This is a genomic window from Hyphomonas johnsonii MHS-2 (assembly GCF_000685275.1).
In the GTDB taxonomy this organism is placed as follows: domain Bacteria; phylum Pseudomonadota; class Alphaproteobacteria; order Caulobacterales; family Hyphomonadaceae; genus Hyphomonas; species Hyphomonas johnsonii.
Genome location: NZ_ARYK01000009.1, coordinates 66,511 through 87,231, shown reverse-complemented (window position 1 = coordinate 87,231; position 20,721 = coordinate 66,511). Strand labels below are relative to the sequence as shown.

Below are 20,721 nucleotides of genomic sequence, written 5' to 3'. Positions count from 1 at the left end.
GATGACTGTTTCAAGCACCACCCCGCGGCCAGCCTGTCTCGCTCCGACGATGGCGGCTGGCCGCGACTTCATCCTGCGTGGCATCGACGGCGAGGTGGTGATGCTCAACCTCCTGCGGCTGCGCGAAACGGCGGATTATTCCGGCGCACCTGAACTGGCGCCGGAAACACCGATCTCTGGCCGCGAAGCCTATGACCGCTACATCGCCCATACCCGGCCCTTCCTGGCCGCAAGCGGCGGACATCTCGACCTGGTCGCGGAAGGCGGTGCGTTTCTGATCGGCCCGCCTGACGAACGCTGGGACCTGGTCATGCTGGTGCGCCAGAAAGACACGGAAACCTTCCTCTCCTTCGAGCAGGACGGAGCCTACATGGCGGGCACAGGGCATCGCACGGCCGCCATTGAGGACTCGCGCCTCCTGCCGCTCAAGGTGGTGGCGCCTCAGGGGTAGAGGCGCACCGTCGTCCAGCCTGCGTCGTCGCGCATGTAGCGCAGCCGGTCGTGCATGCGGAAGGCCTGGTCCTGCCAGAACTCGATCTCGGTCGGCGCCAGGCGGAACCCGCCCCAGAAGTCCGGGCGGGGAATGTCCGGGCCGTCGCCGTAGACTTCGGAGACTTCGGCGATGCGTTGTTCGAACATGGCGCGGTCCGGCAGGGGCCGCGACTGGTCCGAGGCGATGGCGCTGATCCGGCTCTGGGCGGCGCGGGAGGCGAAATAGGCGTCGGCTTCGGCGTCGGACACGCGGGTAATGGTACCGCGAATGCGGACCTGCCGGCGCAGGCTTTTCCAGTGCAGGCAGAGTGCCGCGCGGGGATTGGCGGCGAGCTGCACGCCTTTCTGGCTCTCGAGGTTCGTGAAGAAGGAAAAGCCCGCGTCCGACACGCCCTTGAGCAGAACGATCCTGACGTCCGGCATGCCATTCGAATCGACCGTCGCCAGCGACATCGCATTGGAATCATTCAACTCTTCGGCACGCGCTTCGGTCATCCATTGCTGGAAGAAGGCAATGGGATCATCGTGCACGGGGATCAGCGGGCGGTCATGGCCTGCGGAATAGTCGGCGGCGCTCGGGGTGGGCGGAATGATGGTTGACGACATATCAGGCCCTTTTGCGGATTTGTTAGGCTTCACGTTTTCATATAGGACGCAGCGAGATTATACGAGGGCTGCGACACTTCATGTCACACAACACATTCGGCCATTTGTTCCGCGTCACGACCTGGGGGGAAAGCCACGGGCCGGCGCTCGGCTGCGTGATCGATGGCTGCCCGCCCGGATTGGCGCTGACTCCCGAATGGATTCAGGGCTTTCTGGACAAGCGCCGCCCCGGCACGTCACGTTTCGTGACGCAGCGCCAGGAGGCGGATGCGGTGAAGATCCTGTCCGGCGTGTTCGAGGATGACCGCACCGGTGGGCCGGTGACGACCGGGACACCGATTTCGCTGATGATCGAGAACACCGACCAGCGCTCCAAGGACTATTCCGAAATCCGCGACCGTTACCGGCCCGGCCATGCCGATTTCTCCTATGATGCCAAATATGGCGTGCGGGACTATCGCGGCGGCGGCCGGTCGAGTGCGCGGGAGACCGCTGCCAGGGTTGCAGCGGGGGCGGTGGCAAGGTGTGCGCTGGGGGGTGGTGTGACCATCCGCGGCGCCGTGGTGCAGATCGGGCCGCACGCGATCGACCGCGCGAAATGGGACTGGGATCAGGTTGGTCAAAATCCGTTCTGGTGCCCTGACAAGGACATGGCGGCGCAATGGGAGGCCTTCCTCGACGCCACGCGCAAGGCCGGCAGTTCGGCCGGCGCGATTGTCGAAGTGCAGGCCAGCGGGGTTCCGGCCGGCTGGGGCGCGCCCGTCTATGGCAAGCTCGACGCGGAACTCGCCGAGGCGATGATGAGCATCAACGCGGTCAAGGGTGTCGAGATCGGCGCGGGTTTTGCGGCAGCTGCTTTCAGCGGCGAGCAGAATGCCGACGAGATGCGCAGCGGCAATGAAGGCGTGCGGTTCCTTGCCAACAATAATGGCGGTGTCGCAGGCGGCATTTCGACCGGCCAGGACCTGGTCGTGCGGATTGCCGTGAAGCCGACGTCTTCCATCCTCAACGAAGTGAAGTCCGTAACCCGTGAAGGCGAGGACGTGGATGTGCGCACCAAGGGCCGTCACGATCCTTGTGTCGGTATCCGTGCAGTGCCCGTGGCCGAAGCGATGATGGCCTGTGTGCTGGCCGACGCCAAGCTGCGCCACCGGGGCCAGACGGGGCGCTAGCCGGGCTTGCGCCAGGTGGTGACCTTGGTGAGGAAGGCGAGTGTTTCGCGCTCTTTCACGAGCCCGGCCGTTTCGCAGGCTGCTGCCTTGTCCCAGGCCAGGTAGGTTTCATAATACGGCTCGTGAAAACCGTGCGGGAAATATTCGAGCAGGCCGTCCATTTCCGGGTAATCCCCGAACTGCGTGCTGTCGGCAAGGATGAACAGGCCACCCGGCTTCAGCACGCGAGCGGTTTCGGACAGCACCCGGGTGCGGATCTCCGGCGGCAATTCATGGAACAGGAAGATCGAGACGACGATATCCAGGCTGGAATCGGCGAGCGGCATGGCTTCGGCTGCCTCGTGCAGCACCTCGACCTGGGGCCAGCGCGCAAGGCGCTTGCGAGCGGCCTCGGTATAGCTTGGTGACAGGTCGAGGCCGCGTGCCTGAAGGCGTGGATAGATGCCCATGACGCGCGACAGGAAACGACCGTTTCCGCAGGCGAGGTCCAGCAATTGCACGCCGCGCTGGTCCCTGCCCTTCAATTCCCGCGAAATCTCGGCCAGGGCGGCCCGGCGCATGGCGTCGGCAGTGCCCGTGAACAGCGCCTCGACCTGTGTGTCGTAGAGCTGTGCGCTTTCGTCGGTGAACCAGCCGCCGGACTGGAAATGGAAGTTCTGGCGGTAATAGTCCGGATAGCGGTTGGAGCCTTCCGGCAGGGTTTCGCGGATTTCGGTGCCATTGCGCTCCAGCCGGCGCCGGTCGACCTCCGCGACGTCTTCCCGGAAAGCCCGCGCAGACTTGAGCGCGCGCGGCAGGTCGCGCACGCGCAGGTCGTGAGGCGGCGGATAAAGCCCGGCTTCGGCGTTCAGCCGGTCCTGGATGAAGAGATCAAACCAGGCCTTGCGCAGCGCCGCCATGTCCGGCGTGCCGCGTGTCGGGCTGAATGTGGGTTCGCCCGGGCGGTTGAAGCCGGATGCCTTGCGGCGCGCTGCCGACATCTGGGCCCCATACCAGGCCGAACGGATGCCCTGTTCTGCAGCATAGCGCGCACGGGCAGCAGTCTTCGAGGCGATGTCCAATAGTCCCATGCCCCCAATATGGGGCGCTGCCGAAGGACCGTCCAGCCTTCAGGTTCGGTTCAGGTAGGCCCTGCCATGTTGCGGGTCAGACTGGCGGCATCGTGCCTGCCATAGAGGAGACACGCGATGATGAAACGATCGCTTCTCGCGGGAGCTGCCGCCGCATTGGCGCTGGCGATCCCCGGCACCGCAGCCGCACAGGGCTATGACAATAGCTACGGCTATGGCTACGAATCCCAAAATTCAGCGTGCGAGCGCCAGCGCAGCGACGACAAGCTTGCAGGCGGCGTCGCGGGCGCACTCATCGGTGGCCTGATCGGCGGCGCCATCGGCAACAATATCGACAGCGGCGATGATTATCGTCGCGGCCACCGCAGGCACCGCGGGCATTATCGCGGCTACAACCGCCACCGCAGCAGCGACAATAGCGACCAGGTCGTGGTCGGTGCCCTGCTCGGCGCTGTCGTCGGCGGCCTGGCAGGCAGCGAAATGGCCGCAAGCTCCAGCGCGAATTGCCGGTCGGCCGGCCCGACGCCTTACCAGCCAGCGGGTGGCTATCGCGGAAACACCTATAATGGCGGTGCCTACCAGGGCGACTCCATTCCGCGCACGACTGACGGGCTCTATGGCGGACCGGGTGTCATGCAACAGCCTGGCTATCCGTACTCGTCGCCGCCTGCGCGCACGTATCCGGCCTCGTCCTACCCGGCATCCGGTTATCCGGGCCCAGGCTATGATGACCAGGGATATTATCCCGACCAGGGCAATTACGACGCCGGCTACCAGGCCAACGCTGCCTATTCCCAGCAGGAATGCCGGATGATCTACCAGGGCGGTGGCCACGTACCCGCCTGTCGCAACAGCCCGACCGAAACATGGCGCGTCGTCGATGACCGCGCGCAGGGCGAAGAGCTTTACGGGTACTAGGCCCTGATCGCGTAAAACAGGCGCTCGGCGTTGCCGTCACCGCCGGAAATCGGGCTGGCCGTCCAGGCATGGATGGGCCAGCCTTTTTCGTTCATCCACACACCGAACGCTTCGGCAGCGCGGTCTGATGCCTCGGTATCAGTAACGACGCCGCCCTTGCCGACATGTGTGCGGCCGACCTGGAATTGCGGCTTGAACAAGCCGACAAACACGGCCTGCGGCGCGGCGAGGCCGAGCGGGACGTCCAGCAGTTTTTCCAACGCGATGAAGCTGGCATCGCACACCAGCAGGTCTGGCGCGCGCGCCAGCATTGTTGGCAAGAGTGCGCGGGCATCGGTCGCCTCCAGCGACGTGATGCGCGGATCGGCGTGGAGGGAGGCGTGCAACTGCCCGCGACCGACATCCACGGCTGTCACGTGCGCCGCGCCGCGCTCCAGCAGCACTTGCGTGAACCCGCCTGTGGAGGCGCCGATGTCGAGGCAGTACCGGCCCGCCGGGGCGACCCCGAAGGCATCAAGCGCGTGGGACAGTTTCAGGCCACCCCGCGAGACGTAGGGATGAACCGGCGCGGCGAGAATCGCCTGGTCGGCAGACAATATCTGCGCAGGTTTTGACACGAGCGCGCCATCAGCCGTGACCAATCCGGCCTCGATGGCGGCGCGGGCGCTCGCCCGACTGTCAAAATGGCCGAGCGACACAAGAATTTTATCGGCCCGGTCGCGCAATTATTGAAACTCCTCCTGCAATCCTCACGTTGTGCCCTATAACAGGAACAAGATCGACAGGAGACCCACCATGCTCGAGCGCCTTTCCCTCGCCGCCTTCGCCCTTGCCCTGGCTGCCTGCAGCCAGGAGGCAGCCCAGCCCCAGGAGATGCCTGAAACACCGCCGCCCGCGCCTGCGGACCTGCCGGGCCCTGCGGACGGCGTGATTCCATCCATGATGCGGTCAACCGCAGCAATTGTGGGCGTCGACGGAAGCGATATCGGCACGGCCAACCTGATTGGCGGGCCGAACGGTATCCTGATCCGCGTCGAAATCGCGCCGGGCGGCCTAACGCCGGGATGGCACGGGCTGCACCTGCACACGGTGGGTGACTGCTCGGATGTCGGCACGTTCAAGGCCTCTGGCGGCCATGTCGGCAAGATCGACGGGGGCCACGGCCTGCTCAACCCGAAAGGGCCCGAGGGCGGCGACATTCCCAATATCTGGATCGCGGCCGATGGGTCCGGTGGCTATGAGGCCTTCACGAATTTGACCCAGATGTCGGACCTGACTGACGCGGACGGATCGGCAATCCTGATCCACACGGGTGAGGACGACGCACTGAGCCAACCAATCGGCGGCGCCGGTGCCCGCGTTGCCTGTGGCGTGATCAGGTAGAACCGCGTCAGGCGAACCGCGCAGAATCATGGGTGAGCCGGCGCAGGATCGCCTCGCCCATGGCAGCATGGCGCGGCGTGTCGTGGCGGCCGGTCTCGAGCAGGATCACACCATAGAAGACGGACCAGCCCATCGCGCGGGCCTGCGTGGCGGGCGTCATGCCATAGGCTGCGATCGCAGCATCCCGCGCGGAGGGATCATCGAACAGTCCCCAGATGGACGACAGGTCGGTTGCTGCATCTGCGACACACATGTCGCCCCAATCGATGAAGCCAGCGAGCTTCCGGTCATGGACGAGAACGTTGCGGGCGTGGACGTCTCCCGCGATCCAGGTGCGCGGCAGGTCGATGGGCGTGGCGAGGGCCACCTGCCACAGGCGCTCGACCCCCGGCGTGATGGCGCCGGTTTGCTGGCGCAGGATCGCCATGCGGCGTTCGGTGTCTTCCTGCTTGCCGCTGAGGGGGCAATCACGGACCGAATTCGATGGTGCATCGGCCGGTGCCGGCTGATGCACCGCTTTCAGGAAAGCCGCCAGCACGGGCGCCTCGGACGGATCAGGCGGGGTGATGTCAGCCGTCTCGCCCGGAATCCACGGGATGATGCTCCACGTGAAGGGATAGCCCAGGGCCGCCACGCCGATGCGGAGCGGCACCGGAACGGGAAGCGGCAGGTGGGGGGCGAGGTGCGGCAGCCAGACCTGTTCCTTGCGCAATGGCGCATCGGCCACGGCCCGCCGCGGCAGGCGCACCAGCAGGTCGTCTCCCAGCCGGTACATGACATTGTCCCATCCGGCATCGAGCAGGCGGACCGGACGGTCTGCAAGGTCCGGGTGCTGGGCCGCGATCAGCGCATGAACCAGCGCCGGGGTGATATCCACGTCTGCGGCGGGGCTGGATTGGGCGTCGGCACTCATTGGCGCGTCCTCTTGCACTGGCCGCCGGACCGATACACGGTAGCGCACATAAGAAAAAGAGTCGGGAGAACATACATCATGGTCAAACTAACACGGCGCGGGACACTCCTGGGCGGCAGCGCCCTTGCAGCACTGGCCGCCTGCGGACAGAAGCCCAGCGTATCGGCAGCCACGCCGGAAACGGACACCGCTCCGGCACCTGCCGCAACGACGCGCATGGACGGCACGGCCATGGCCGCCGCGATAGCCTCCGGGGAAACCACGGCGCTGGAGCAGGTCAACGCAGCGATCGCCCGGGCGCAGGCCGTAAACGGCCAGCTCAACGCCATCGCCTCCGACATCTACGACATTGCCCGCGCCGACGCCGGCCAAACGCCGGCTGGCCCGTTCCAGGGTGTGCCGACCTTCATCAAGGACCTGCACAACTGGAACGGTGCGCCGACCTATTATGGCAGCCGTGCCTTCAAGGGGTACATGCCCGGCAAGGATGACCCGCTGCCGGCGAAATGGCGCGCCGAAGGCGTGGTGGTGCTGGGCAAGACCACTTCGCCCGAGATGGGCCTGATGGCCTCGACCGAGCCGCTGGTGACCGGCGACACGCGCAATCCATGGGACACAACCCGCATTGTCGGTGGCTCGTCCGGTGGATCGGCCGCACTGGTGGCGGCTCGCGTTGTCCCGTTCGCCCATGCCAGCGATGGCGGTGGCTCGATCCGGATCCCGGCCAGCACCTGCGGCGTGTTCGGCCTGAAGCCTTCGCGCGGCCAGCTGCCCGCCCACGGCGCCGCCGAGGCTCCGCCCGTGGACATCTCGGTACAGCACGCCGTGACGATTTCGGTGCGCGACTCGGCGAACCTTTTCCGCGATACGCAGACGAATGACGGCACGTACCAGCCCCTCGCCGCAGACCTCTCGCCGCTGAAGCGACGGCTGAAGATCGGCTTTTCGACCGATGCCTTTGCCGGCACGCCGGTGGCGGCAGAAACGAAGGCCGCGCTCGAAGATGTTGCGAAACTCTGCACCGGGCTGGGGCATGAAATCGTCGCCTACACGCCGTCCTTCTCCGGGCTGGAATTCCTCGACAAGTTCCTGCTCTACTGGGCTGCCGGCGCAGCCGAATTCGCCCAACAGGCGAGTGACTTTTCCGGCAAGCCGATCGGTCCTGACATTGTCGAGCCCTGGACGCTTGGCCTGACCAACATGTTCATGACCCGCAGGGGCGAGATGGACGCAACTGTCGCCTGGCTAAAGGCGTTCGAGGCCGCCTACGATTCCGGCTTCACCGACCAGGGCATTGACGTGCTGCTGACGCCAGTGACAGGCAGCCCGGCCGTGAAGCTGGGCGAACAGGCCCCGACAGTGGACTTTGACACGCTGTATGACCGTGTCGTCACGTTCGCCGCCTTCACGGCACCGATGAACGTGTCAGGTGCGGCGTCGATGAGCGTGCCGCTGTCCTGGTCGCCATCGGGCCTGCCGATCGGGTCGATGTTCTCGGGCAAACGGGGCGACGATGGGCTCCTGTTCGAACTCGCGCTGGAACTGGAAGCTGCGCGCCCCTGGGCCGACAGGCTGCCGGGCGTGGTCGCCAGCTAGATGATCATCGAACCGGCCCTCGTGAACCCGACCGCTGAAGATGACCTTCTCGGGGTCGATCCCTTCATTTTCGGCTACGGGTTCGCGGCGGACGGGGCGCCGACACGTCTCACCTGGGAAGACCTGATCTCGGGCAAGGCGGCGGAATATCCGCGTTACTGGGTCCATCTCAATCGCCTGTCAAAACAGGCACACGGCTGGATCTTCCGGAAGAGCGGCCTGGACCGGGTCGTCGCACATGCGCTGGTCCAGGAAGAAACGCGGCCACGGTCGCAGCACCATGGCCGCGGCTTCCTGATCAACCTGCGTGCGGTGAACCAGAACGAAGGCGCCGACCCGGAAGACATGGTGGCGCTGCGGATGTGGGCGAGCGACACGGTTCTCATCACGGTGCGTGCGCGGCCTGTCCAGGCGACACGGGACGTCGAGGCATGGATACTGGCCGGCGACGCACCGAATTCGAATGGCGGCCTTGTGGCGGCGCTCGCCAGCGCGCTGACCAATCGCATGGAGCCGGAGGTCGCCAATCTCGACTCCCGCGCCGACACGTTCGAAGATCAGGTCCTTGACCCGGACGTTCGCATGCCGCGCGCCGAACTCGCTGAATTCCGGCGTACGGTGCTGGGCCTGCGCCGCTACCTGGTTCCGCAACGCGAGGCGCTGTCCCAGTTACTGCGTGAAGGCAGTGCGGATGGATTGTTCCCGGAATCGATTGCGCTGCAACTCAGGGAATCGGTCGACCGCGTTACCCGGCTGGCTGAAGACCTGGACGCGATCCGTGAACGCTCGGTCGTCCTGCAGGAGCAGATCATGGAAGAGCGCACGGACCTGACGAACCAGCGCCTGTTCGTGTTGTCGCTCCTCTCGGCCGTGTTCCTGCCGATCAGTTTCGTGACGGGCCTGTTCGGCGTCAACCTGGGCGGCATGCCAGGTATCAACTCGCCGATGGCATTTGCCATCCTCAGTCTTGTTCTGCTGGGCACCACCGGGCTGATGCTCGCCATTTTCCGCTGGCGCCGCTGGATGTAATCCCACCCGCCGAGCGCCAGGGATTAACCATAACTTACCGTGCGGCGCGAAAACGACGCAGCATGTTTGCCATAATTCAATGCCAACCCGTTAGGTAAAGAAACCCGCGGCGCTTAAACCGGCGACGATGTGATCTATAATGACTACAATCTTCTCCCGGAAAGTCTTCTCTCGTGAACCGTTCAGTCTACATCGCACTCAGCTTGCTACTTGTTATCCTTGCCTATTTCGGCATTCGCAGCCTGCTGCGCGGAAGCATCAGTTCCCAGAGCGAGGTTCAGGTGACTGAGACAACCAACGCGCTTCCGGACGCCATTATCGAAAATGTGACAAGTTCGATGCACGAAGTCCTGCTCGAAGCGAAAGGCCGGACGGCGCCTGACAGGACCGTGACGGTCAAATCGGGCACAACCGGCACCGTCATCGCGACGCCTGCGAAAGAAGGGAGTTTCGTTCGCAAGGGCACCCTTCTCTGCGGTCTTGATGTCGAGGCCCGCAATGCACGGGTGAGCGAAGCCGTCGCCCAGCGCGACTCTGCTCAGGTCGACTATGACGCTGCACGCCAGCTCGCCGCGAAAGGCCTGACACCGGCCAATCGCGAAGCGGCTGCCAAGGCCACACTGGACGCGACGAACGCGGCGGTAAACGCGGCGAAGGTGGAACTCTCCAAGACGCAGATCCGTGCGCCGTTCGACGGCGTGTTCGAAACCCGGCTGGCTGAAGCAGGCGACTTCCTGGCGCCCGGCTCCGCCTGCGGCGTGCTGGTCGACATGACGCCGGTGATCCTGGCAGCCGAAGTGTCCGAGGCATATGCCGGCCGCCTGAAGACCGGGATGGCGGCAACCGCACGCCTGGCCAGCGGCGAGACCTTTCCGGCGAAAATCCGCTATATTTCACGTACCGCAAACGGGCAGACCCGCACGTTCCTGATCGAAGCTGAACTCGACACGGGTGAGGCCGTGGTTCCCGCAGGCGTTTCTGCTTCCCTGATCCTGCCGGTGGACACCGTTCCGGCGACATTGATCTCACCGGCGCTGCTGACCCTGTCGGACGCGGGAGAGCTAGGCCTGCGCTATCTTGATGCGGATGACACGGTCCAGTTCGCGCCCGTGAAGGTGATCGACGAGGGTGTCGGCGGTGCCTGGGTAACCGGCCTGCCGGAGACCGCGCGCGTAATCTCGATGGGACAGGACTATCTCAGCGAAGGGGTGAAAGTGAAACCCGTTCCGGCTGGTGGGGCCGTACAATGAACAGTTTGATCGATGGCGCCATTGGCCGGGCCCGCATGGTGCTCGCCATTCTCGTGTGCGCGATCATTGCCGGCACAGCCACCTATATCGGTCTGCCCAAGGAAGCTGACCCCGACATCCAGATTCCCTTTGTCGGCATCACCGTACCGCTGGCAGGCGTGACGCCGGAAGATGCCGAACGCCTCCTGGTCAAGCCGATCGAACAGGAAATCCAGTCCCTGGAGGGCCTGAAAACCTTCAGCGGCTATGGCGCCGAGGGTGCAGGCCAGCTTGTCCTTGAATTCGAGCTGACGTCCGATATCGACCAGGCCATCCTTGACGTGAAAGACAAGGTGGACATGGCCAAGCGTTATTTTCCGGCCGATGCGCGCGAGCCGATCATTACTGAAGTCAACGCCGCCCAGTTCCCGGTGATGGTGGTGAACCTGTATGGCGATGCGCCGGAGCGCGGCCTGAACGCCATCGCCGAGGCCCTCCAGGATCGCCTGGAGCGAGACGCAGGCATTCTCGAGGCCCGCATCGTTGGCCGGCGCGAAGACGTGCTGGAGATCATCATCGATCCGGTAAAGCTGGAAACCTACAACATCTCCTACCAGGAAATCTTCCAGGTCGTTTCGGCAAACAACCAGCTCGTGCCGGCCGGCCAGATCGATACGGGCGAAGGCAGTTTTGCGGTCAAGGTGTCGGGCCTGATCCGGACGGCAAACGATGCGTTGAGCCTGCCGATCCGGCGCACGGAAAACTCGGTCGTGACGCTGTCGGACGTGGCCGAAGTCCGCCGCACATACAAGGACGCGACCGGGTATGCGACCTTCAACGGCCAGCCAGCGCTGCTGATCGAAGTGGTCAAGCGCACAGGGGCCAATATTCTCGATACGGCCAATTTCGTGCGGGCGACCATCGACGAATCCGAAAAAAGCTGGCCGTCGACCGTCAAGGCGCAGATCACGTCCGACGCATCCGAACTGATTGGTGAACAGCTTGGCCAGTTGCAGAGCTCGATTGTCACGGCCGTGTTGCTGGTGATGATCATCTGTGTTGCCGCGCTGGGTTGGCGCTCTGCCCTGCTGGTCGGCATTTCAGTGCCGTCCTCGTTCGTGATGGCCTTCCTGATCCTTGGTGCCTTTGGCTACACCATCAACATGATGGTCATGTTCGGCATGGTGATCGCTGTCGGCATCCTCGTCGATGGCGCGATTGTCGTGACGGAATATGCCGACCGGAAGATGGCGGAAGGACTGAACCGCAAGGAGGCCTATGCCCTGGCCGGCAAGCGCATGTTCTGGCCGGTGGTGGCATCAAATGCGACCACGCTCGCGGCGTTCGTGCCGTTCCTGTTCTGGAATTCCATGCCCGGCAAGTTCATGGCCTACCTGCCCATCACGCTGATCTTCGTGTTGTCGGCATCGCTCGTGATGGCGCTGATCTTCCTGCCCGTGCTGGGCTCTGTGATCGGTGCGCGCCCGAGTGGCACGAACGAAGACCTCGCAGCCCTCGCCGCCGACGCCGATCCGGGACAGGCCAAGGGCTGGCTGGGGGCGTATGTCAAACTCATCAAGGGCCTGATCGCCCGTCCCCTGATGGTGACGGCCGGTGCACTCGGCTCGGTGATCCTCATATTCGTGTGGTTCGGTTCGACGCCACACAAATCCGAACTCTTCCTCGATATCGAGCCTGAGCAAGCCTACGTGTTCGTCCAGGCCCAGGGCAGTCTGTCGGCTGCGGAAGAAGCAACACTTGTCCGGCGCGCCGAAGCCGCCATCAACCATGTCGACGGTATCGAAGACATTTCGACCCGGTCAGGCAATTCGAATGAAGGCGGGATCAGCTTTGGCAGCGCGTCCCCGCCCGTTGATACGATTGGCCAGATTCTCCTCGATCTCGCGACAGATGACGGCGTGCATGACGGGCGCGAGACCCTTGTTCATGTCCGCGAACTGCTCGACGCCGTTCCCGGTCTCAGATACCAGATACAGGCCCGCGAACAGGGACCGCCGGCTGGCAAGGACGTCCAGATCGCGCTGCTGTCGGAAGACGGCGCCGCCCTGAATGCGACCGCAGCGCTTTTGCGCACCAAGCTCGAAAGCTTGAGTTCACTGCACGAGATTGACGATACGCGCCCCCTTCCCGGCATCGAATACCAGCTGGAAGTGGATCGGTCGGAAGCCGGCAAGTTCGGCGTGGACATCTCGCAGGTCGGCGCGGCTGTCCAGCTGATCACCAATGGCATCCTTGTCGGTCGCTACCGCCCAGATGATGCGCCCGATGAAGTCGATATCCGCGTGCGGTTCCCGCAGAGCGACCGGAGTGCAACCGCGATCGACCAGCTTCGCGTCGCAACCCCTGTCGGCAATGTGCCGCTGTCCCTGTTCGTGACACGCATTCCCGCACCGCGGGTCAGCCAGATTGAACGCCGCGACGGCAGGCGCGTGATCGATGTACGCGCCAATGCGATCGAGCAAGGCGCAGGCGCCGCCATCGTTGCGGACCTGAAGGACTGGCTCGCGCAGCAGGATATTCCCGACACCGTGGAAGTCCGGTTCGAGGGCGCAGATGAAGATGCCGCCGAAGCCAGCGCATTCTTCGCAGGCGCCGCCTTGTCGGCCCTGTTCATGATGGCCGTCATCCTGCTGTGGGAGTTCAATAATTTCTGGCAGGTCATCCTGACACTCACCGCCGTGATCATTTCGACCGCTGGTGTCCTGGTCGGCATCCAACTGATGCTGCCTTATGTTTCCATACTGATGATTGGGACAGGTGTCGTCGCCCTCGCCGGGATTGTAGTGAACAACAATATCGTTCTCATCGATACCTATAATCGCCTGCGCAGCGACGGACGCACGCCGGAATATGCGGCAATCGCCACAGCCGCCCAGCGTATCCGCCCCATCCTACTGACCACAGGCACAACGATCTGCGGCCTGCTGCCGATGGTGTTCCAGCTCAATGTGGACTTCGCCCATGGCGCAATCAATTTCGGCAGCGCGTCGTCGGAATGGTGGGTCCAGCTGGCAACGGCGGTCGTGTTCGGCCTGGCCTTCTCGACCGCGATGATCCTGCTGGTCACGCCCGTCTGGCTGCTGGTGCCCTACCGCGTTGGTCGGTGGATGCGCCGGATGCGGAGCGGCATGTTCGGCCAACGGCCCGCCGCTGCCGCGCAGGCCCAGGCCGGCGGCAAAAAGGACGACGACGACCACCGTGTGCTTCCGGCAGCTGAATAGGCTGCGCGATCAGTTCGCCCGCACGATCTGGAAGTCGGCCCAGTCAGGCGCTTTCATTTCGGCTGCATAGGCTGTCGTCTTGCCCGACCAGTTATTGGTGACCTTGCCGCTCTCGGTCTTGTACCAGCTGGCGCAGTCTCCCGCCCAGACCGTCTTCGACAGGTCCGCCTGCAGGGCGTCATTATAGGCACGCATGGATGATGGCGTGACATCGACGCTTGCGATCCCGGGTTCGGAAATCTTGTCGATACACTGGATGATGTAATCGATCTGGCGCTCCACCATCAGGATGATCGAATTGTGCCCGAGATTGGTGTTCGGGCCGTAGAGCAGGAACAGGTTGGGAAAACCGGCAACGGCGACGCCCTTGAACGCTTCCGCGCCATCCTGCCATGCTGCGTCGAGACTGACAGACCCCCGGCCATGAACCGTCATCGGTGTCAGGAATTCCGTCGACTGGAAGCCGGTGGCGAAGATGATGACATCACACTTGCGCAGCACGCCATCCTCACCGACGACGCCTTCCGGCGTGATCTCGCGGACGCCCTGCCGGATGACCTCGACATTCGGCTGGCAGAGCGCGGGGTAATAGTCGTCCGAGATGAGAATCCGCTTGCAGCCCGGTTCGAAGTCCGGTGTCAGCAGGGCTCGCAGGCCTTCGTCCTTGACCTGGTCCTCGAGGTGATCGGCGCACATTTTCTTCAGCGATCTCGACATGCCCATCGGCGATTTCTGCATGAAGGCGCCGAATCCGAAATCGGCATAGGCCCGGATGCGCCAGCGATACCAGTTGATGCGCCAGGGCTGGGAGCGGAATGCCTTCTTGTCGCTGGCGGTGTATTCGCGCTGTCCGCGCGGGCGACACCAGGCCGGCGAGCGCTGGAAGTTGATCAGCTTGCCGACACGCTTCTGGATTTCCGGAACGAACTGGACGGCGCTGGGCCCGTTACCGATGACGCAGACCGTCTTGCCGTCGAGATCGACCGAATGGTCCCACCGGGCCGAGTGGAAGGTCGCGCCCGCGAAACTGTCCTTGCCCTTGAAGTCCGGGATCGACGGAACATTGAGCTGGCCGAGGCCCGAGACGACGACATCGGCCGTATGGCTCGCGCCGGACCGCTCGGTCAGTGTCCATGTGGCGCTTGCCTCGTCATAGGTGCAATCGGTGATCTCGGTATTGAAGCGGCAATGCGGGCGCAGGTCGTTCTTGTCGGCAAAATCCTCGAAATATTTCAGGATCTGCGGCTGGAGCGACCATTTGTAGTCCCAGTCGGGATTGAGGTCGAAGGAATAGGAATAGAGGTGGCTCGGCACATCGCAACCGCAGCCCGGATAGGTATTGTCGCGCCAGGTGCCGCCGACGCCGTCCGACTTCTCGAAAATATCAAACGTGGTGTATCCGGCCGCCTTGAGCCGGGCCGCCATGCCGAGGCCGCTCATGCCGGCGCCGAGTATCGCAATGCGCGTGTCGGATTTTGATGGCTTCGCAACCATGCGCGTATTCTCCCCAGATCATTCTTCTCGTTGGGAAGATACTGGCACGGAGACGAAGCCCGTCAACAGCTGTCGCAGCGGCAGAGGCGGGCCCCAGACCCGCCCGGCCGATCAGGCGACGGCTTCACCTGGCTGCACGTCGGTGAACCTGCCGCCGTCACGGGCCAGCCGCTGCAGCGTGCGCGCCGGCTTGAACCGGTCATCCTCTGCGCCGAGCCGCTCCATCGTGGCCAGCACCTTGTCCGCGCCGACCATGTCGCCGTACAGCATCGGACCGCCCTTGTCGGCGGGCCAGCCGTAGCCATTGAGCCAGACAACATCGATATCGGAAGCGCGCTGGGCCATCTTCTCCTCGAGAATCTTGAGGCCCTCGTTGATCATCGGATGGATGCAGGTGGCGATGATCTCGTCCTGCGACGGGGCGTTGCCGTCCGTAATGCCGGTGATCTTCCGGATGATGCCGGCAGTGACATCGGACGGGATCGGCTTGCGGTCCGCATCATAGTCGTAATAGCCGGCACCGGTCTTCTGGCCACGCCGGTCGAGTTCGCAGAGGGCGTCGCGGATGGGGTTGGCTGTGGTCGCACCTTTCTTCCAGCCGATGTCGAGGCCGGCCAGGTCCGACATCTGGTAAGGGCCCATGCGGAACCCGAAGGTGTTGAGCGCCGCGTCGACGTCCCACGGCATGGCGCCGGCATAGACAAGTTTCTGCGCCTGGGCCTGGCGCGCAAACAGGATCCGGTTGCCGACAAAGCCCGGGCAGACACCGACGAGGACCGCGATCTTGTTGATGTTGCGCGCGAGGTCCATGCAGGTTGCGATGACGTCATCGGCGGTCTTGTCGGCGCGCACGATCTCCAGCAGCTTCATGACATTGGCCGGCGAAAAGAAATGCAGGCCGATCACGTCGCCCGGGCGGGACGTGACGCTGGCAATCTCGTCGATGTTCAGGGCGGATGTGTTGGTCGCGAGGATCGCGCCCGGCTTAATGATGCGGTCGAGATCGGTGAATATCTTCTTCTTCACGTCCATGTCCTCGAACACTGCTTCGATGACAAGGTCGCAATCGGCGAGTGTGTTCATGTCGAGCGTGCCGTGCAGGCGGGCCATGCGCGTATCAACCTCGTCCTGCGGGAAGCGGCCCTTGTCGGCGCTGCGCTGGTAGTTGGCCCTGACCACACCGATACCGCGGTCGAGGGCGTCCTGCTTCATTTCGAGGATGCGGACATCGAAACCGGCGGTCGTGAAATTCATCGAGATGCCACCGCCCATGGTGCCGGCGCCGATGATGCCGACGGTCCTGATCTCGCGGCGCGGTGTGCTTGCCGGAACGTCCGGCACGTCCCACGCTTTGCGGCCGGCGTCCGCGATATAGGCGGAGACCTCTTCGGGGGTCATGGAACGGGCGTGTGTCATGGCGGATTCCTCATTGTCATGTGCTGGCGCGCAATCAACACCGCGCATGCCGCTCTTGTCAAAGGAAGGCAGGCCAGATGCCCGCGACACAGGCGCCGCCATGCGCCGGGAATGGTGGGCGGTAACGGGCTCGAACCGCTGACCCTCTCGGTGTAAACGAGATGCTCTACCAACTGAGCTAACCGCCCTTGAAGGCGCTAGATGCCGGGACTGGATTCAAAAAGCAAGACGGCCGCCCTGCAATAGGGTGGCCGTCTGCAGTTCATGCGGGACAGGTTAGTGCGTGCGCACAGTGTCCGAAGCAGATGTTGGCTGGCCGGACAGGCTGGCCTGGAGGGCGGCCTCGTCTGCTTCCGACCAGACAATCGGGCTCAGGGGCAGGCTGAGTGCCAGCTCCAGTACCTCATTGATGTCCGACACCGGGACGATCCGGAGGTTCTGCTTCACGTTTTCCGGAATTTCCTCGAGATCTTTCTCGTTCTCTTCCGGGATCAGCACGGTCTTGATGCCGCCGCGCAGGGCCGCCAGGAGTTTTTCCTTCAGGCCACCAATCGGCAGGACATGTCCGCGCAGCGAGATTTCACCGGTCATCGCCACGTCACGATTGACCGGAATACCGGTCAGCAGCGAGACGATGGCCGTGGTCATCGCGGCACCAGCGCTCGGCCCGTCCTTGGGCGTTGCACCATCGGGCACGTGAACGTGGATGTCGTTGGTGCTGAACACGGTCGGTTTGATGCCGAGCATGACAGACCGCGACCGGACCAGCGAACTGGCCGCCTGGATCGATTCCTTCATCACGTCGCGCAGGTTGCCCGTGACCTTCATGTTGCCACGACCCGGCATCTTGACCGCCTCGATGGTGAGGAGGTCGCCGCCGGATTCCGTCCAGGCGAGGCCTGTGACAGCACCAACCTGGTCCGTCTTGTCGGCAAGGCCATAACGGAATTTACGCACGCCGGCATAGTCAGGCAGGTTCTCGCTGGTGATGGTCACCGTGGTCAGCGTTTCATCCGTGGCCAGCTTGCGCACGACCTTGCGGGCGAGCCGCGCAATCTCGCGCTTGAGCGACCGGACGCCGGCCTCGCGGGTGTAGTACCGCGCAAGGTCGCGAACGGCTTCGTCAGTGACGATCCATTCGTCGGCTTTCAGGCCATGATCCTCACGCACCTGAGGGATCAGGTGGCGCTTGGTGATCTCGACCTTTTCGTCCTCGGTATAACCGGCGATCCGGATGATCTCCATGCGGTCCAGCAAGGGCTGGGGCATGTTGAGCGAGTTCGCCGTGGTGACGAACATCACGTCCGAGAGGTCATAGTCGACTTCAAGATAGTGGTCATTGAAGGTCGAGTTCTGTTCCGGATCGAGCACTTCGAGCAGGGCCGAGGCAGGATCGCCGCGATGGTCCATGCCCATCTTGTCGATCTCGTCCAGAAGGAAGAGCGGGTTGCCCGTCTTGGCCTTCTTCAGCGACTGCACGATCCGGCCCGGCATCGAGCCGATATAGGTGCGCCGGTGACCGCGGATCTCGGATTCGTCGCGCACGCCGCCCAGCGACACGCGAACGAAGTCGCGTCCCGTGGCTTCGGCGATGGACTTGCCGAGTGAGGTCTTGCCGACGCCCGGAGGGCCGACGAGGCAGAGGATCGGGCCTTTCAGCTTGCCGGTGCGTTTCTGCACGGCAAGGTATTCAAGGATCCGTTCCTTGACCTTTTCGAGGCCGTAATGGTCGTCATCGAGCTGCTTCTCGGCTTTCGCAAGGTCCGTCTGGATGTCCTTGCGCTTGCCCCAGGGCAGCGCGAGGAGCCAATCGAGGTAATTGCGCACAACCGTGGATTCCGCCGACATCGGCGACATCTGGCGCAGTTTCTTGACTTCGGCTTCGGCCTTTGTGCGGGCTTCCTCGCTGAACGGCGTGTCGGCGATTTTCTGTTCCAGTTCGGCCACTTCGTCGCGTTCGCCGCCGTCGCCGCCCTGTTCGCCCAGCTCGCGCTGGATCGCCTTCATCTGTTCGTTGAGATAATACTCGCGCTGGGTCTTCTCCATCTGCCGTTTGACGCGGTTCTTGATCTTCCGCTCCATCTGCAGCATGCCCATTTCGCCTTCCATCAGGGCAAACACCTTTTCGAGGCGGTCCTTGATGTCGGAAAGTTCGAGCAGTTCCTGCTTGTCGGAAATCTTCACCGAAAGCTGCGAAGCGACCGCATCAGCCAGTTTGCCCGGCTCGGCCAGCTGGCCGATCGTGGACACGGATTCCGGCGGAATCTTGCGGTTCAGCTTCACATAATTCTCGAACTGCTCCTGCACGGCACGCATGAGCGCCTGCACATCGCCGCCGTCATGTTCGGCTTCGGGGATGGTTTCGATATCGGCTTCGAAATAGTCGCCGCGGTCATGGAGAGTCTTGAGGCGGGCACGGGTCTGGCCCTCGACAAGCACTTTCACCGTACCGTCGGGCAGCTTCAGAAGCTGGAGAATGGTGGCAACGGTGCCGATCTCGTGCACGTCGTCAGCGCCTGGATCGTCGATCGCAGCGTCTCGCTGGGCCACCAGCATGATTTCATTGTCGCCCTCGTCGATCATCTCAAGAGCACGGACGGACTTGTCGCGGCCCACGAAGAGCGGAGCAACCATGTCCGGAAACACAACGATGTCCCGCAGCGGCAACACCGGAAGGTTCTTGGTTCTTGGCATTTTAATGCCTCCTTGGAATACGGGCCCCGCACGGCGGCGACCCTTTTTACCCTGCACGTCAATCATGACGAGAGTCGGGCGATTGCCTAAGATGTGGATCGTCAGGCCGAGTGCTTCAACCCGAAGAATGCGCAAGATTCTGGGGAATTGGAAATCCGCCTGAAATCAGGGCATCGCGGCGCGCCATGCCTTGGCAGTGTCCGTTTCCCGCTTCTGATGGGTGATAAACGCCTTCAGGACGCCTAGTTTGGGGTTCGGCGCCTTTCCAGCCGCCAGCATGCGTAGCTGTTCATAATACCAGCCTTGCGCTCCAAAACCGTTAAGCGCCTTTATCAGCTTGATCGGAGAGTTCGGGCCGAACAGTCCCGGCCCTATGCGCAGCTGCGCTTCCCAGCGATCGGCGGTCTCGATTTCACCCGCCAGCAGCCTGGCCGGGGTGGCCGTATCGACGCAAAGTGGACGACCCATGCCGATAAGGTCCGCTTCGCCGGCGTCGAGCGCAGCGTTCATGCCCTTGAGCGTCCGAAATCCACCTGTGACCATCAGGGGCATGCTGGCGCGGGCCTGGACCGATTTTGCATAGGAGAGGAAGTAAGCCTCCCGTTCACGGGTTGAAGCGCGCCCGGGGGCCTCGAATGACGGTTCGAGCCCTTCCATGTCCATCATCCTGGGCTGTTCATAGTTGCCGCCGGAAATCTCCACGAAATCAACGCCTAATCCATTGAGGATGTCGATCACGGCGAGACAGTCTTCATGACTGAATCCGCCTTTCTGGAAATCGGCGGAGTTCAGCTTCACCGATATCGAAAAACCCGGCCCGCCCTGCACCTTGGCTTCACGGACACAGTCCACCAGCAGGCGGGCCCTGTTTTCGAGCGGGCCACCCCAGTCGTCCTCACGGCGGTTGGCGAGCGGCGAGAGAAAGGAACTGAGCAGGTAGCCGTGGGCCGCATGGACCTGGACACCGTCAAACCCGGCGCGTTTGGCCAGCGTCGTCGCCCGCCCGAACCCCTCCACAACATTGCGGATCTCGTCACGGGTCATGGCGCGCGGTTCGCCGAACTGGCCCCCGGGCAGGCCGAGTGCAACCGGGCTGGGCGCTGCCGGGCGCGGGTTGACCAGTTTGGGGGTCTGGCGCCCGGCATGGCTGACCTGCATGATGAAAGCGGCACCTCTGGACTTCGCTGCCTCGGCCCAGCGGGACAGGCCATCCAGCTCGTCGTCGCCGGTGCTGGCATCGATCACGACGTTGCCGACACGCTCCAGGTGATGGCGGTCGATCTGGACGTTTCCGGTGATCAGGCCACCTGCCCCGCCTTCGGCCCAGCGGCGATAAAGTGTCAGATGCGCTTCAGTGACACGGTTGCGCGCATCGGCGAGTCCCTCTGTCATGGCGGCCTTCACCAACCGGTTCGGGAACGTCAGCGCGCTCGGCAGGGTTAAAGGGGTGTTAATCGTGGCAGGCAT

Annotated in this window: 16 protein-coding genes and 1 tRNA gene; 8 read left to right on the top strand and 9 right to left on the bottom strand. The window is 63.5% G+C overall.

What is annotated here, in order from left to right:
- Position 1 precedes the first annotated feature (1 nt).
- Entirely contained in the window at positions 2-451 is a 450-nt protein-coding gene (locus tag HJO_RS15365; RefSeq protein WP_035618646.1) for a hypothetical protein, read from the top strand.
- Here HJO_RS15365 and pdxH read toward each other — a convergent pair.
- On the bottom strand, positions 442-1,098 hold the full coding sequence (pdxH, locus tag HJO_RS15360) for a pyridoxamine 5'-phosphate oxidase (protein ID WP_035618642.1): 657 nt from the start codon (positions 1,096-1,098) through the stop codon (positions 442-444). The two genes, HJO_RS15365 and pdxH, sit on opposite strands and share 10 nt — an antisense overlap.
- Positions 1,099-1,178: 80 nt before the next feature.
- On the opposite strand from pdxH, the gene aroC reads away from it, so the two are divergent.
- Positions 1,179-2,270, top strand: a complete 1,092-nt coding sequence (aroC, locus tag HJO_RS15355; RefSeq protein ID WP_035618638.1) for a chorismate synthase — start codon at positions 1,179-1,181, stop codon at positions 2,268-2,270.
- Here aroC and HJO_RS15350 read toward each other — a convergent pair.
- On the bottom strand, positions 2,267-3,340 hold the full coding sequence (locus HJO_RS15350; protein ID WP_035618637.1) for a class I SAM-dependent methyltransferase: 1,074 nt from the start codon (positions 3,338-3,340) through the stop codon (positions 2,267-2,269). The genes aroC and HJO_RS15350 overlap by 4 nt on opposite strands.
- Positions 3,341-3,457: 117 nt before the next feature.
- Here HJO_RS15350 and HJO_RS15345 point away from each other — a divergent pair, with 117 nt between their 5' ends.
- Positions 3,458-4,258: a hypothetical protein gene (locus HJO_RS15345; RefSeq protein WP_035618634.1), complete on the top strand. Its 801-nt coding sequence runs from the start codon at positions 3,458-3,460 to the stop codon at positions 4,256-4,258.
- On the opposite strand, the gene HJO_RS15340 is transcribed toward HJO_RS15345, so the two are convergent.
- Positions 4,255-4,983, bottom strand: a complete 729-nt coding sequence (locus HJO_RS15340; RefSeq protein ID WP_035618632.1) for a TlyA family RNA methyltransferase — start codon at positions 4,981-4,983, stop codon at positions 4,255-4,257. The two genes, HJO_RS15345 and HJO_RS15340, sit on opposite strands and share 4 nt — an antisense overlap.
- Before the next feature lie 70 nt (positions 4,984-5,053).
- On the opposite strand from HJO_RS15340, the gene HJO_RS15335 reads away from it, so the two are divergent.
- Positions 5,054-5,641, top strand: a complete 588-nt coding sequence (locus HJO_RS15335) for a superoxide dismutase family protein (RefSeq protein ID WP_051618691.1) — start codon at positions 5,054-5,056, stop codon at positions 5,639-5,641.
- Between the two features lie 7 nt (positions 5,642-5,648).
- On the opposite strand, the gene HJO_RS15330 is transcribed toward HJO_RS15335, so the two are convergent.
- Positions 5,649-6,554: an aminoglycoside phosphotransferase family protein gene (locus HJO_RS15330; RefSeq protein WP_051618690.1), complete on the bottom strand. Its 906-nt coding sequence runs from the start codon at positions 6,552-6,554 to the stop codon at positions 5,649-5,651.
- Positions 6,555-6,632: 78 nt separating this feature from the next.
- On the opposite strand from HJO_RS15330, the gene HJO_RS15325 reads away from it, so the two are divergent.
- The 4 genes from HJO_RS15325 to HJO_RS15310 all read left to right on the top strand — a co-directional run bounded on the left by HJO_RS15325 (position 6,633) and on the right by HJO_RS15310 (position 13,650).
- Positions 6,633-8,150 (top strand): amidase family protein, encoded by a 1,518-nt coding sequence (locus tag HJO_RS15325; RefSeq protein ID WP_035618630.1) that lies wholly within the window; start codon positions 6,633-6,635, stop codon positions 8,148-8,150.
- The gene (locus tag HJO_RS15320) at positions 8,151-9,179 is read left to right on the top strand and encodes a zinc transporter ZntB (protein WP_051618689.1); all 1,029 of its coding nucleotides are present in this window, start codon (positions 8,151-8,153) and stop codon (positions 9,177-9,179) included.
- A 173-nt stretch (positions 9,180-9,352) separates the two neighbouring features.
- Positions 9,353-10,429, top strand: a complete 1,077-nt coding sequence (locus HJO_RS15315) for an efflux RND transporter periplasmic adaptor subunit (RefSeq protein ID WP_035618628.1) — start codon at positions 9,353-9,355, stop codon at positions 10,427-10,429.
- A complete protein-coding gene (locus tag HJO_RS15310) occupies positions 10,426-13,650 on the top strand; it encodes an efflux RND transporter permease subunit (RefSeq protein ID WP_084142084.1) in 3,225 nt (1,074 codons plus the stop codon). The genes HJO_RS15315 and HJO_RS15310 overlap by 4 nt, the downstream gene beginning before the upstream one ends.
- A gap of 9 nt (positions 13,651-13,659) precedes the next feature.
- Here the strand turns inward: HJO_RS15310 and HJO_RS15305 are convergent, their stop codons facing one another.
- The 5 genes from HJO_RS15305 to HJO_RS15285 all read right to left on the bottom strand — a co-directional run bounded on the left by HJO_RS15305 (position 13,660) and on the right by HJO_RS15285 (position 20,721).
- Positions 13,660-15,144, bottom strand: coding sequence for a flavin-containing monooxygenase (locus tag HJO_RS15305; RefSeq protein ID WP_035618626.1), 1,485 nt, complete (start codon positions 15,142-15,144; stop codon positions 13,660-13,662).
- 111 nt (positions 15,145-15,255) lie between these two features.
- Positions 15,256-16,560, bottom strand: coding sequence for a 3-hydroxyacyl-CoA dehydrogenase (locus tag HJO_RS15300; protein ID WP_035618750.1), 1,305 nt, complete (start codon positions 16,558-16,560; stop codon positions 15,256-15,258).
- A 112-nt stretch (positions 16,561-16,672) separates the two neighbouring features.
- Positions 16,673-16,748: transfer RNA gene (locus tag HJO_RS15295), tRNA-Val, on the bottom strand.
- Between the two features lie 88 nt (positions 16,749-16,836).
- Positions 16,837-19,254, bottom strand: a complete 2,418-nt coding sequence (gene lon, locus HJO_RS15290) for an endopeptidase La (RefSeq protein WP_035618623.1) — start codon at positions 19,252-19,254, stop codon at positions 16,837-16,839.
- A gap of 165 nt (positions 19,255-19,419) precedes the next feature.
- A complete protein-coding gene (locus HJO_RS15285; protein WP_035618620.1) occupies positions 19,420-20,721 on the bottom strand; it encodes an NADH:flavin oxidoreductase/NADH oxidase family protein in 1,302 nt (433 codons plus the stop codon).